This window comes from Kitasatospora sp. NPDC001119, from assembly GCF_053598475.1.
On sequence record NZ_JBSFKI010000016.1, the window covers coordinates 47708 to 61032 of the forward strand.

9 protein-coding genes are annotated in these 13325 nt (G+C 73.1%); 1 reads left to right on the forward strand and 8 read right to left on the reverse strand.

Annotated features, from left to right (window positions below):
- Window positions 1–100 precede the first annotated feature (100 nt).
- The 7 genes from ACWDD9_RS20840 to ACWDD9_RS20870 form a co-directional block, all read right to left on the reverse strand.
- Window positions 101–1033, reverse strand: coding sequence for a phosphotransferase family protein (locus tag ACWDD9_RS20840; RefSeq protein ID WP_049649242.1), 933 nt, complete (start codon window positions 1031–1033; stop codon window positions 101–103).
- Window positions 1030–1767, reverse strand: a complete 738-nt coding sequence (locus ACWDD9_RS20845; RefSeq protein WP_049649243.1) for an HAD family hydrolase — start codon at window positions 1765–1767, stop codon at window positions 1030–1032. Before ACWDD9_RS20845 ends, ACWDD9_RS20840 begins: the two co-directional genes overlap by 4 nt.
- Entirely contained in the window at window positions 1764–2882 is a 1119-nt protein-coding gene (locus ACWDD9_RS20850) for a hypothetical protein (RefSeq protein ID WP_380775450.1), read from the reverse strand. Before ACWDD9_RS20850 ends, ACWDD9_RS20845 begins: the two co-directional genes overlap by 4 nt.
- A 21-nt stretch (window positions 2883–2903) precedes the next feature.
- Complete coding sequence (locus ACWDD9_RS20855) at window positions 2904–4241, reverse strand: MFS transporter (RefSeq protein ID WP_234348177.1); 1338 nt, start codon at window positions 4239–4241, stop codon at window positions 2904–2906.
- Window positions 4145–6823 carry a lantibiotic dehydratase gene (locus tag ACWDD9_RS20860; protein WP_049649246.1) on the reverse strand — a complete coding sequence of 893 codons (2679 nt, stop codon included), beginning with the start codon at window positions 6821–6823 and terminating at the stop codon, window positions 4145–4147. Before ACWDD9_RS20860 ends, ACWDD9_RS20855 begins: the two co-directional genes overlap by 97 nt.
- A gap of 167 nt (window positions 6824–6990) precedes the next feature.
- Window positions 6991–9456: a lantibiotic dehydratase gene (locus tag ACWDD9_RS20865; protein WP_449812279.1), complete on the reverse strand. Its 2466-nt coding sequence runs from the start codon at window positions 9454–9456 to the stop codon at window positions 6991–6993.
- Window positions 9457–11011: 1555 nt separating this feature from the next.
- Window positions 11012–12082, reverse strand: a complete 1071-nt coding sequence (locus tag ACWDD9_RS20870; RefSeq protein WP_449812280.1) for a terpene synthase family protein — start codon at window positions 12080–12082, stop codon at window positions 11012–11014.
- Between the two features lie 293 nt (window positions 12083–12375).
- On the opposite strand from ACWDD9_RS20870, the gene ACWDD9_RS20875 reads away from it, so the two are divergent.
- The gene (locus ACWDD9_RS20875; RefSeq protein ID WP_387821566.1) at window positions 12376–12669 is read left to right on the forward strand and encodes a hypothetical protein; all 294 of its coding nucleotides are present in this window, start codon (window positions 12376–12378) and stop codon (window positions 12667–12669) included.
- Between the two features lie 64 nt (window positions 12670–12733).
- Here ACWDD9_RS20875 and ACWDD9_RS20880 read toward each other — a convergent pair whose 3' ends face one another.
- Window positions 12734–13321, reverse strand: coding sequence for an RICIN domain-containing protein (locus ACWDD9_RS20880; protein ID WP_449812281.1), 588 nt, complete (start codon window positions 13319–13321; stop codon window positions 12734–12736).
- Window positions 13322–13325: the final 4 nt, after the last annotated feature.

The window sequence follows — 13325 nt, forward strand, 5'->3', positions numbered from 1 at the left end:
GGCCTGTACGGCGATGAGCTGGAACTTCTCGTTCGGGTCGCCGGTGCAGTCCCACAGGATGATCAAGGTGTCCGGTGTCGGACGCCGGCCGTGTGGCGGTTCAGCCTCGGAGGCGCTCCAGCAGGTGGCGGGCGCGGGCGGTCAGATCGGCCGCGCGGGCCGGGTCGGGGGCCACCGAGTGGAAGACCAGCGCCAGCATCACGACGGTGTCGAGCCGGTGCAGGAGGGCGGCCCTGGAGTACAGGTCGGGCAGCTCGGCCGAGTCCGCGTAGCCGGCCAGGATGCCGTCCGCGTCGATGCCGTTGTCCGCCAGCCTGGCGTACTCGGCGACCCTGGCCAGCTCCATCAGGACCGGGCCGACCAGGGCGTTGGACCAGTCGACGACGGCGGTGAGCCGCCCCCCGCTGCCGAGCAGGTTCTGCCGACGGACGTCCAGGTGCAGCAGGCGCGGCTCGCCCTCCTCGGCTTCGAGCACCGCGCGCATCCCGTCGGGATGGGGCAGCTCGGGCAGGTCGGGGGCGAACCCGCGCAGGGTCGCGTGACGGGTCACCAGCCGCGTGGTGAGGAAGGACGGGAAGTCCCCGGGCTCCTGGTAGGCGAGTTCGATCGACGGTGGCTCCACCCGGTGGAGGGCCGCCAGGAACGCACCGACCTCCTTCGGGGAAACCGTCAGCCCGTCGTGCCGCACGTAGCCCGCGAGGGAGACGACGAGGCCGTCCGCCATGGTGATCAGTTCGAGCGCGGGGGCGGTGGGCAGGCCCTGGCGGGCGAGGAGCCCGGCGATCTCGTGCTCCTGGCGGACGAGGTCACCGGCCTCCACCCGCCCGTAGGGCGCGGAGTAGACCCGGTGCCGGGGAACGCGCAGGGCGACCTCGCCGTGGGTGGCGCAGTGGGCGCGGTAGACGGCGAAGTCCACGCCCTCCCCGGCGAGGCCGCGCAGTTCGATCCCGCGTTCCCGGGCCACCCGGACGGCCACCTCGTGGGTGTCCAGCTCGTGGGTGTCCGGCTCGCCGTGTCGGGGGTCTGTCGTCACTGGGCGGTCCTTCCGGCGGGGATCGGGAGATGGGTGGCCAGGGCCGCGAAGCCGTCCAGGGTGGTGACGCGGGGGCCCGTGAAGCCGGGGAAGCGAGCGTAGCGGTCGAGCAGGACTGGATGCAGACCCGCCCTCTGGGCTCCCTCGACGTCGATGACGACCGAGTCGCCGACGAAGACGCACTCCCCCGGTGGACGGCCGAGCCGTTCGCAGGCGAGGACGAAGATCTCCGGTCCGGGCTTCTCCAACCCGACCTCGCTGCTGATGACGACGGTGTCGAAGAGCCCCGTGAGGCCGGTGCCGTCGAGGATGTCGCGCAGCCACCGGTCGAAGTTGGAGACCAGGGCGAGCGGGTGGCCGGCCGCGCGCAGGGCCCGCAGGCACGGTACGGCGTCGGGGTAGGCACGGTACCGGGCCGGGTCGAGGATGTGCCGGGCCGCGCGCTCGGCCGCCTCGGCCGAGGCGTTGCCCCCGGCCCTGCGCAGCGCCTCGCGGCAGAACCGGCTCCACATGGCGAGTCGTCGCTCGGGGTCGGGTTCGTCGTCGGGCCAGTCGCCTTCGGAGCCGATGGCCCACAGCGCCTGGCGGACGGCGGTGGTGTCGGGGGCCCCGTCCCGGCCGAGCCAGGCGGTGGAGAGCAGCTCGGGTATCGCGGGCACGAGCTCGACGAGGGTGTCGGCGGCGTCGAAGAGGACGGCGGGCAGGGCGGGGCCGGGGGTCGGCGCGGAGGTCATCGCAGTTCCTCGTCGGTGATGAGCATGGTGCACAGGCCGCCTCGGGTGGCCTCGGCGGCGTGATGGGCGGCCTCGGCGTCGGGCCGGTTCAGGACGAGGGTGTTCTCCGAGCCGGAGAAGTAGTCGCTCATCAGCACGGCGGTGGCCGGACGTCCGCTCAGCCGGGCGGCGCGCAGGGCGAGTTCGACGTCGCCCTTGTACATCTCGACCAGCACGCAGGTGATTCCGGCGGCGAGGTAGCAGGTGAGCTCGCCGAGGAACTGCTCGGCGGGGAGCTTGTGCCGACTGTGCAGGCCCGAGAAGTAGGCGAAGGAGCGCGCGAACGGGTCGGTGCGGAAGCGATCCGCGTTGTGGGAGGCGGCGAGCAGGCCGATCGGCACACCGGGGGTGACCCTGATCTCCCGGTTGGTGACGGGAAGGCCGTCCAGGACGTCGTAGGTGTCCGGATTCCCCTCGATGAGCAGGCCGACCCGGTCGACCCCCTTCTCGTGGAGGCCGCGCAACGCGTCGTCGACGTGGTGGATGTTGGCGTCGAAGTCGCCGAACTCGTACGGCAGGACGTGTGCGGTCAGCCGGTCGTGGTCGGGCAGCAGCGGGAAGGTGTTGGCGTGCGTCCAGTCCGACATGACGATGTCCTCGACGCCTTCGAGCGCCCGGACGGCCTCTGCGGGGTCGGCGACGGTCCAGGGGCCTACCCCGACCGCGTGGACGGTCTGGACGGCACCCCGCGGCTTCGTGCGACATCGTTCCAGCCGACGCTCGATGGCCGACTTCCTGCGGGCGAGGAACGCGTCGGGCATCACGAAGGACACTCCCGTCCGGGCGGCCCCGGACGGCGCCTCCAGCAGGGCGGACTCGGTGGCCGCGGCGGCGAACCCTGCCAGCCCCCACTGGTCCCCGACGAAGGCCACCGGGCGCCCCCAGCCGAGGGCACCGAGCGACGCGGTCAGGTCCTGCTCGAATCCGCGCGGACGCAGTGCGACGAACCCGCCCGACACCGGCGAGACCGGGTGGCGCTCCCCGCCCGCGGTGACGACGGTCCGGTTGCGCACCTCGGCGGCGGCACGGAACACCGCCATGCCGACCAGGGCGGCCTCATTCTCTACAGCAATCACGACTGTCCCTTCATCGCAGGGCTATGACTTCGGTTGGTCGACGGCGGGCACGGCCGGATCGGCCCTGGCGAGCCGGGCCTCGGACAGCAGGGCGGGGACGACCAGCAGCAGGGCCGCCACCGCCAGGAGGCTGCCGGCGAGGAACGCGGCGCGCGTGCCCCAGAGGTCGGCGAGCAGACCGTAGAGGGCGGCGCCGAGCGGCATCGTGCCCCAGGCGAAGAGCCGGTAGACGCCGATGGAGCGCCCCAACATCTGCTCGGGCACCAGGGATTGGCGTACGGAGACGGCCACGACGTTCCAGACCATGATGGCGGCGCCGGAGGCGAGGTTGGCGGCGCCGACGACCCATGGGCTGGTGGTGGCGGCGATGACGGGGCCGCAGGCGGCGACCACCGCGAGGGCGGCGGCGAGCGCGCGGGCGCGTCCCAGCCGACGGGTGACCCGGTCCGCGACCGCGCCGCCCAGCACCCCTCCGAGCGCGGAGGCGGCGACGAACAGGCCGTAGCTGGACGCGGGGACGTGCAAGGTCTCCCGGATCAGCAGGACGAAGATCGCGATCTGCCCGAGGTAGACGGCGTTGACGAGTCCCGCCGCGAGCGTGAGCGCCCGCATCAGGCGGTCGCGGGCGACGAAGGCGATGCCTTCGGCGATCTCCTGGAGCAGCTTGCGGGGGGTGTCGGGACGGCTCGACCGGCTGGCCGGCAGAGCGCTGAGGAAGCCGGCCGACAGCAGGAACGAGACGGTGTTCACCAACAGCGGCACGAACTGGCCGATCCCGAAGAGCCAGCCGCCGAGGACGTGCCCGACCATGTCGCGGCTCAGCGTCTGGGAGGTGAACAACCGCCCGTTCGCGGAGGGCAGGCGCTCGGCCGTCACCAGTGCGGGCAGCACGGCGAACGAGGCGCAGTCGAAGAGGACCTCACCGATGCCGAGCACCGACGCGACGGCCACCAGGGACCACAGGTGCAGTGCGTCGTTCAGCAGCAGGACCACGGCGATGGCGAGCGCGCCGGCCCGCAGGAGGTCGGCGGCGACCATCAGCGCACGCCGGTCGCACCGGTCCGCCAGGGCGCCGATCGGGAGGCTGAGCAACAGCCAGGGCAGGGTGGAGGAGGCGGTGACCAGGCTGACCGCGAAAGGGGAGTCGAGCAGGGCCGCGGCCAACAGCGGCAGGGCCGAGAACCGGACGCCGTCGCCCAGCGCGGATATGGTCGAGGCCGTGAGCAGCCTGCGGTAGGCGGTCTCGGAACCCGCGGTCCGGGTCATGCCGGCTGTCCGTCGGCTGCTCCGCCGTCGTTCGGGGCGAACACGGCGTAGCGCAGCTCGCTCGTGTACGACGCTCCGTTCACCCGCAGCCAGCGCTGCTCGGTGGACGGCAGCAGCTCGGAGATCACGACCGTTCCCTCGACCCCGCGCACCAGCCGGAAGAACTGCCGGACGATCAGAGGGGCGTCCCAGTCCACGTAGACGGGCTTGGGCTGGCCGGGCAGCTTCGCGAACACTCGGCGCGGCCACCCGTACCGGGCGCGCAGCCGGCAGGCGGTGAGGTACTCGGCCGCGTCGTCGGCCTTCACCGGACTGCCGGTGGGCGACCACCCGCGCAGCTCCGAGGCGGGGATCCGCCAGAGTTCGCGCTGCAGGACGGTGCGCCGGTGGCGGATGCGCGGAACGTGCGGGAGCTCGCCGAGGTCGAGGCCGTTGCCGCCGTGCAGACGCGGGAACGCGAAGGGCGCCAGCGGGTCGTCCATGAGGGTGTAGCCGCCGGCGGGGGGTGCGAGCAGCCGGATCCTTTCCGGTCGCCCTTGGGTGCGTAGCTCCAGCCGGGGGCCGTTCAGGAGCAGGTGGAGGTCCGAGGGGTGCAGGACATCGGCGCGGTCCTTCGGCGAGCGGCCCAGGATCTCCAGGTCCGGTCCCGGGAAGGATTGCTGGCAGGCGGTCTTGTCCTGATGGCCGCGCAGCACGTCCACGAGGATCTCGTCCTCGGCCAGGAGGGTCCGGTACCGCGCTTCGATCTCCTCGGTCAGTCGGGGCGCGCGCTCGACGGCTTGGACCGAGAGGCTGCTGTGGGTCAGCAGGTCCCGGCCCGCGTGCAGTTCTCCGACGACGACCTGGAACTCTCCTGCGGCCAGGGCCTGCGGCCCGCTCGCGGCGAGCAGCACGTCCGGGTTACAGAAGGCGGCGGGCCCCTGGGGGAGACCGGCCCTGAGTTCATCGATCCGCTCGTCGGGCACGACGATCTCGCGGGCCGCCGGGTCGGCCGTGCCGAGCAGCTGCCGGGCCACGGTGGCCCGCAGCCGGTCCACCTCCGTCGTCACGTCGGAGCAGCGCAGGGCGAGTTGCTCGCGGTCCTCGACGAACGCACGGTAGAAGTCGGCCAGCGGAACGGGGCGGTCCGGGCCGAAACGGTCGCGGAACCAGCGGGTGAGGATGTCGGTCTCCAGGCGCAGCCGCAGGCGGGGGGCCGCGAGCGCGATCTCGTAGACGAACGCCAGCTCCTCGCTGAGGACCTCGGCGAGTTCCGAGCCGATCCGCAGGTCGTCGAGCTCGCCGTGGGCCTCCTCCCACACCACGCTGCGGTCGGCGTAGTGGTGGCCTCCGAAGCGGTTCGCCGGGCCGGCCGTGAGCTCCTCGAAGCGGGCTTTCAGAGCGGCGAGCGCGGTCGGCCGTTCGGGGTACGGGGCCTGGGCGAAGGCGGCGACGGCGGCTTCCAGCTCAGCCGTCCACGCCATCGCGGGGTGGTCTCCGGCGTCGGCGGCGACGAGCTGCGCGCGCAGTGCGGCGAGCGGCCGGGGATCCCCGACGGGTACCTCCGGCCAGGCGGTGGCCAGGCCGCGGTCGGCGAGGTCGGCGAGCGCCTCGTCGAACCCGGGGCCGTCGTCGCCGTCGCCGTCGGCGGAGGCCCCGAACCTGCCGTACCACTCGGCGGACAGTTCCTCCAGCGTCCGGACGCCGTCGAGTCGGCGCAGCAGCCAGTCCTGGGCCGGACCGACGGCGACGCGTCCGATCCGGTCGAAGCGCCAGTCGACACCCGGGGCCGACTCCACGCCGCACGAGTAGAGGTCGACGCCTGTGTGAGCGCCGTCGCCCTGGTCGAGGAAGGCGAACGGCAGCCGGCGGGGCCGGACGAGCGTGCGCAGGGCGGGGTCCTCGCCGAGCTTCCTGGCCAGCCGGGCCGCCGCCCAGTGGCTGACGTAGGCGCGGCGCAGGACGGCGGATCCGTCGGTCCAGTCGAGTGTCCCCCCGCCTGCGACCCGGGCGACGTTCAGAGGTCCGAAGTGCGAGTGGGTCTCGTTCTTCGTGGTGACTCGCTGGAGGTACATCGTGAGCAGGTCGGTCATCTTCTGTGCGTGGGCGCGCCGACGACCGGTCACCGTCGGGTCGAAGGCGTCCAGCCAGGCCAGGAACTGGGGTGCGGCGGCGTCGTTCGACAGCAGCAGGACGTCCCGGAGCCGTTCGTCGGCGAAGACCTCGGCGACGGCCAGTCGCCCCTCCCACATCCGCTGCGCGTGACTCTCGGCGAACTCCCGGCAGGCCCGCCGCAGTTCCGTGACCTGGTTCTGGAAACCGGCCAACGGACCGCTCCGTGGGCCCAGTTCGCGCGTGGCCGCGGCCAGGTCCGGCTCGGTCAGCGGCCGCAGCATGCCGATCGCGTTGCCGATCGCGTCGCCGACGGCCCTGCTGAGGGCCTCGTCGGCGGCCACCGGGGGCCGCTTCAGCTCCTCCTTCGCCGCGGCCGCGGCCTCCAGCAGTGCGGCGTACCGGTCGAACAGGGCGCGTGCCTCGGCGTCGGCGCCCTCGTCGACCAGACCGGAGAGCAGTTCGAGCGGGAAGCCGGCCTGGCGGACGAGCGCGGTGGGCGCCAGTGACCACCGGGGTCGGCCCGACGCGAGGGGGGAACGGGAGTACCGGGCCGGCGGGCTCGGGCTGTCCGTGGTCGCCATCAAGAGAACCTCTCGGCTCGTGGGAGGGTGGGAGCCCGTACGGGCTGGGCACCGCGGCCTGCCGAGGGCCCTGCCGACAGGCGGGCGAGGGCAGGCGCGGGCGCGCGTGGAGGGGGTGGAGGGGCGGGCCGGCGGGTGCGTCAGCCCGCGCTCGGGGAACGGCCGGGCTACGCGGGCGCGTCCGTCCGGGAGAAGACCGTGCAGCGCAGCTCGCTGGTGTGGCGGCGGCCGTCCACCTCCAGCCAGAGCCCGTCGGGCCCGGGCAGCATCTCGCTGAATTCCAGCGCCCCCTCGGCGCCCTTGACGAGCCGGACGAGCTGGCGCACCAGCAGGGGCGCCTCCCAGTCCAGGAAGACCGGCTTGGGCTCGCCGGGGATCTTCACGAAGCAGTACCGGGGCAGCCCGAGCCGCTCGCGCAGCCGTACGGCCCCCAGGTGCGCCGCCGTGTCCGCGGCCACCGCGTGGCCGCCGGGCGACCACGGGCGCAGGTCGGAGACGGGCACCCGCCAGCTCTCACGCCTCAGGACCACCCGGCCGCAGCGAATGCGGGGAACGTGCGCCAGGTCGTCGGTGCGGATGCCGATTCCACCGAAGTGGCGGGGGAAGGCGAACACCGAAAGCGGATCGTGGCGGATGCCCGGACCACCGGCGAAGGGGGACTTGAGCCGCAGCCGGCCGGACACCCCCCGGGCTCGCAGCTCGAGGTGCTCGGGCGCCACCGTCACCGACAGTTGTGCGGGCTGGACGACCTGGTCGCGCGGTTTGCCGGACCGCCCGTGCACCTCGACGTCCGGGCAGGGGTAGGTCAGTTGGGCACCGGTCTTGTCGAGGTGGGCACGCGCCAGGTCGACGATGATCTCGTCGGGATCCAGCAGTTCCTCGTACCGCTGCTGGGCCTCGGCCACGATGCCGTCGGCGCGGGCGGCCAGCAACGGGGCGAGACTGGAGTGGGTGAGCGGGTCACGCAGGGCGTGGCAGTCCCCGACCACAGCCGTGAAGTCCCCATCGGCCAGGGCCCGGACGTCCCGGGCGGCGAGCATCACGTCGGGGCTGCACAGGGCCGGCACATCGCCCGAGTGCCGGGCGATCAGCTCCTCGAGGCGCGTTCGGTCGACCTGCACCTCGCGCCGGTCCGCGCCCTCGCCCGTGTCCGGGAGCAGGACCTTCCTGAGCTCGCGCTCCACGGCGGCGATCTCGTCGTCCACCTCGGCGCAGGCGGCTTCCAGCTCCGGACGGTCGGCGAAGAACGCCTGGTAGAAGTGGTGCAACGGGACGTCCACACCGATACCGAAGCGGTCCTGTGCCCACCGCGTCAGGATCGCGCGCTCCCGCCGCATCCGCAGACGCGGGGCGAGCAGGACGAGCCCGTACACGGGCGTCAGCTCGCCGGTGACGAAGTCGGTGAGGCCCGGGCCGACGACCAGGTCACGCTGGGGTCCGTGCGCCTCCTCGTAGAAGAGGGACCGGTCCGCGTAGTGGGTGCCGCCGGGGCGCTCGGCGGCCCCACCGGTCAGCGCCTCGAAGTCGGACTTGAGCGAGGCGAGGAGCGCGGCCCGATCAGCCGCCGCGGCGAGCGGGAACTCCGCGAGGAAGCGGTCGAAGCGTTCCAGGGCCGCGTGGAGGTCACCGGCGTCGCCGTCCGCCTCTGCCACCAGCTCACTGAGCGTGTCGAGCGGCCTGACGGCGCCGATCGGGATCTCCGCCGCCGTCACCAGCCAACCGTCCGCCTCGGCCCGGCTCAGCGCCTCGTCCAGTTCGGCGCCCGGGCGTCCGGTGCCCGCCGCCCATTCCCGGTGGAGTTCGTCGACGGTGCGCCGGGCGTCGCAGTGGCACCACAGCCAGTCGGCCGCCTCGTCCACGGCGGAGCTGCCCACCACCACGAATCGCCAGTCGCCGGGCATGCCGGTCCGGGTGCGGAAGGCGAACAGGTCGATCCGGTCGCCGTCCCGGAAGGCCAGCGGTCGCAGGCGGGGCCGGACCCGGCCGCGCAGCCGCGGGTCGGCGCTGAAGGTCTCCGCGAGGCGCTCCGCCGCCCAGTGGCTGAAGAAGGCGACGCGCTCGATCGGGCCATCCGTCCAGGTGAGACCGTCCGCCGTGTCCCGATCGCCCGCTTCGAGCGTGAGGGAGCCCACACTCACCGGCCCGAAGTGGGAGGTGGTCTCGTTCTTCGAAGCGACCCGCTGCAGGTACATCGTGAGCAGGTCGGTCATCCGGCGGCCGGTCCGGTCGGACAGCGCGCCGTCCCGGTCCAGCCAGGACGCGAAACGCGGGTAGTGGGCCTCGTTGGAGAGCAGAAGCACCTGCCGAAGCGCGGTGTCCTCGCGGAACAGCCGGGCGACGTATCGCCGGGACCCCTCCAGCGCTGCCGCGTACCGCCGCTCGAGTACGGAAACACTGTTCTTCAGGCCCCGCACCGCGTCCTGATATCCCGTCAGTGGCTCGGCGAACTCGGCCGGCAGCCCGGCGGTGTCCTCTTCTGCGAGGTCGCGTAACAGCCCGAGCCGGGACAGCGCTCGCTGCCGGCCGTCGACGTCACCCTGGCGGATCATCTTCGCCAGCCGGTCGGCCAGTTCGGCCGCGTGGTCCGTCGCGGCTCGCGCCGCCGACAGCTCGGCGCTGAGGTCGTATGCCAACGGATCCAGTGTGTCCAGTGCGAAGCCGGCCTGCCGGAGAAGCCCATGGCTCATCGCGGTCCAGGTTTCAGCCATGACTCATCCCCCATTGCGCACGGCGTGCCAACCGGACCTCTGGTCGCCGCCGGTCAGGACGTGGCACCCGTGCTTCGGGCGCGCTGCCACCTGTCCCGGCAGAAGAACCTCGAGCCGGTAGCTCCGTGTAGTCCCCCGGATTCGTACTCGGTGGATCGTACCCGGCTTGACGGTGTCCTTCCAAGATTATTTCGCGCATGATCGCCGCCGGGGCTCGAGGCCCCGGGCGGGCGCCCTGGAGCGCGCCGATGGCCGCGAACATCTCGTCCGCTTCGTGGACGGGTTGCGTGGCGGCGTCGGTGAGCTCCAGCAGCGAACGCGGCAGTCGCCGACGCGGGTTCGCCCTGCTCGCCGTTCCGCTGACGCTGTTCCGGGCCGCGCCCGACCGTGCGACGGTGCTCGCCCGGCCGCGGACCGTGAGTCTGCGGCCCCCGGCCGAGGACAGCCGTCGGCTGCCCCGCCTGCCGCCAGGCCCGAACGCCGCCGGCGCCGCCTCGAGGAGTCCCTGCCCGCCCTACGGGACGATGCCCGCGCCGGACCCGCCGGTCGCTGCCGGGGGTGCGGTGACATCAACTGCCGCGCATCGTTCGGCCCTTCCGTGGACGGGGCGGACAGCTCGGCGAGGAGCGCGGGATCGGGCCCGTCGTGGCGGGCCGGGCCCTCGTCGATCCCGTCGTGGAAGTCGCACACCAACCGCCCGGCGTGCTCCAGCGTGCGCGCCGACTCGGGTGCGGTGACGTCGAGTTCTCCGGGACGGGCGAGCAGGGGCGGGAACGTGGGCGGGGTCGGGGCCGGCGTGCGGTGTCGGGGGACGGTGCGGTCGTTCGTCCGGGTTCCTGCGGAGGTGCTGCTGCCTGCTCGTGGCCGACGGCTGCTCGCGGGGACGGGGCGGGCGCGGGTGGGTGTTCGGATACCCGGGTCACGGGCGTACGTCGTGGGCGTACGGGGACGACCGGCGGTTCAGCAGGGGGTGGGCGCGTCGAGCGGGGAGGGGACGGAGTGGGACTGCGGTTCGGCCGCCCGGAGGCCGACCTGGTCGCACAGGGCGCCGATACGCGCGGCCGCGGCGGGGGCGACCGGGCCGGTCAGGGCCGCGGCGAGGTCGTCGCAGAGGGCCAGGACGGCGGCCTCGGCCTCGCAGCCCCACAGGGGTCCGAACCGGGCCGGTGGCAGCGCGTGGTGGAAACATGCTTGTACCTCCCTGGAAGTGGCCCGGTGCGCGTTCGACCGGACAGCCGGCGAAGGGGGCACGCCTTTGCGACGGCCTTCACGGATGTGGCCCCCGTCCTGCCCTGAGGATCACCAACGACCTTGTCGATCACGGGTCACGGCCTCGACCCGACGCGCGTCCGAAGGGTCGTGTGGTCTTCCCGCCCTCTTGCCGCCGTCTTGCCGGGCGCTCGCGAGCTCCTGGGCCCGCGGGCGCCCGGCAAGAGGGCGACGGTGCCGGCGGGACAGCAGGACCACCGGTAGGCGAGGACTACGGGATCGCGGCCGGCGACGACGGCGACGTCGACCGGGGCCCGGCCGAGGACGCGGGCCGGAAGGCGTAGGCCGCCGAGGTGCCCAGCCCGCGGGGCTTCGCGAGGGCTCCGAAGGCCGTTCGGCCGAAGCGGCCGGTCAGCTCGTGCCACCGGTAGGAACCGGCCAGTGCCTCCTGCAGGGCTCCGACGAATTCCACCGCGTCGGGGGGTACGGTCCCGGGGGCCCCGGCGAGGGTGTGCACCCTGGCGGTCAGCAGGGCGTTGACGATGTCTTCGGCGCCGCGCCGGTCGGTTCCGAGGACCTTGCGGGTCACCTCCACACCGTTGTTGCCGACCGTGCCCTCGGCGGCCTCCCGGTCGTAGGACACGATGTCGTTGTGCAGGCTGACGCCGTCCACGAACGCGTCCAGGGCGGTGCGGAACTCGCGGCGGCCGTGGACGTGCCGCGGGAGCTCGCCGACCGCGTGTTCCATCAGCACGGCGGTGAACTGCAGGCCGCCGAAGTCGCGGCGGGCCCCGAGGTACTCGATCAGGTCGGTCACGGCGTGGTCGACGTGGTCGAGTTCCCACAGCACTCCGTCCAGGAAGCGCCGCACGCTGCCGACGAACCGGTCGCGCCAGGGCAGGGTCATGGTCGCGGCCGTGCCGGACCACAGGTCGGCGAAGGCCCGCTCCACCGGATTGTCCGGGACGAGCGGCCGTGGGAGGCCGTCCAGCGGCAGGAACCGCATCAGCCGTTCCGCCCGGGCCTCGGCCGACGCCCGGTCGTGGTCGCGACGGACGAGCGGCAGGAACAGATCGTCGACGAACCACAAGGCGACGTGCCAGTCCGTGACGAGCTCCAACTCGTGGGCGCCGGCGTCCGGGTGGGTCAGGGCGACGAACAGCGGGAAGTCCGCCCGGCCGAACGCGTCCTCGCTCCATCGCTCCGGCCACTCCAGGTACTCCTCGTCGAACATGCCCATCCGCCCGGCCCACTCCCTGGCGTGTGCGCGGGCCTGATCGACGTGCGGGTTGAGCCTGGACCGGAACGGCATGTGGAATCGCGGCTGTGCAAGGACCCCCATGATCGGCAGTCTCCCGCTCCGGCGCCCGCTCCGGGCCCCGATCGTGCCGGAGCCACCCCTACGGGTCGGGTTGCGCGCCGCGCCGTGACCGCCGTGGACGTCCGGCTGTCGAGGTCGTTCCGGTGCCTTCCCCGAAACGGACGGCTCGTCCGGAATGACGTCCGGGCCGACTGTAGGCGCTTCGCCCGTACCGGCGGCACTCGTCCGGCATTCGGCCCATCGGGCCCGCCCTCCAAGGGCGACGCCTGCCCGTCCCGGCCACGGCACCAGCCTGAAATGGATATGCGCAGGGTATGAGAATCACCTGCCGCGCCGCCCTCGGCGTCCCGTTGATGGCCGCTGCCGCCCTGGTCCTGCCCGTCGGCCCGGCCGCCGCGGCCACCGGAAACCTCTACCTCAACAACGCGGAGGTCTACACGGACCCCTCCGGCTGTTACCCCCTGGAGGACTCCAGCATCGTCGACAACAACACCGACACGGCCGTGACCCTCTACTCGGGGCCGGACTGCGACGGAGAGGAGCTCGGCCGTATCAGCGCCGGTGACGACGAGAGCGCCACCGGCGCCCGGAGCGTCTACGTCCCCTGACTCCCCCGCCCCCCCGGCCGCCGGCCCGGCCGCCGGCCGGGCCGGCGGCCGGGGGGTCACGGGTTCAGAGCTGCTGCAGGGTGAAGGCCGTTGCCCGGTAGGAGTACTGGGCCACGATGGAGTTGGCGTTGGCGGCCTCCGCGACCGCGAGCCAGTTGCCGGAGTGCTGCAGCTTGAGGACGAAGGCACCGGAGGACGGGTCCACGACCTTCCAGAACTTCTGGTTGGGGCCGATGTAGCCCGAGCAGTCGAACACGCTGATCCAGGAGGCGTCCACGCTCCCGCTGTCGTAGCTGCCGATGCAGTCGCCGTTCTGCCGGTTGCGCAGCACGTAGGCGCCGGTGTCCTCGGGGTCGCCCGGCCACCGGCACAGGCCCCACTGCTGGTTGCGCTGGCCGTTCCAGGGGTACTGGATGAGCGCTCCGTCGAAGAAGGTGCCGCCCTGGCTCATGTCGAGGACCTGCCCGGCCGGGGTGTTGATCCGGTAGTACCCCGAGCAGCTCCAGCCGTGCCAGTCGGACGAGTCGAACGTCGGCGGGGTGTCGGCGGACGCGGGAGCGGCGAGCAGTGTGGCACCGGCCAGCGCGGCCAGGACGCCGGCGCCGAGCGTGCGCAGGGCGCCCGCCGTCCGGCGCCGCAGCGGGTTCGTCATGGGT

Coding starts and splice junctions, on each gene's coding strand:
- ACWDD9_RS20880 (WP_449812281.1), bottom strand. CDS start 13,321: ATGACGAACCCGCTGCGGCGCCGGACGGCGGGCGCCCTGCGCACGCTC.
- ACWDD9_RS20870 (WP_449812280.1), bottom strand. CDS start 12,082: ATGGGGGTCCTTGCACAGCCGCGATTCCACATGCCGTTCCGGTCCAGG.
- ACWDD9_RS20845 (WP_049649243.1), bottom strand. CDS start 1,767: ATGACCTCCGCGCCGACCCCCGGCCCCGCCCTGCCCGCCGTCCTCTTC.
- ACWDD9_RS20875 (WP_387821566.1), top strand. CDS start 12,376: ATGAGAATCACCTGCCGCGCCGCCCTCGGCGTCCCGTTGATGGCCGCT.
- ACWDD9_RS20860 (WP_049649246.1), bottom strand. CDS start 6,823: ATGGCGACCACGGACAGCCCGAGCCCGCCGGCCCGGTACTCCCGTTCC.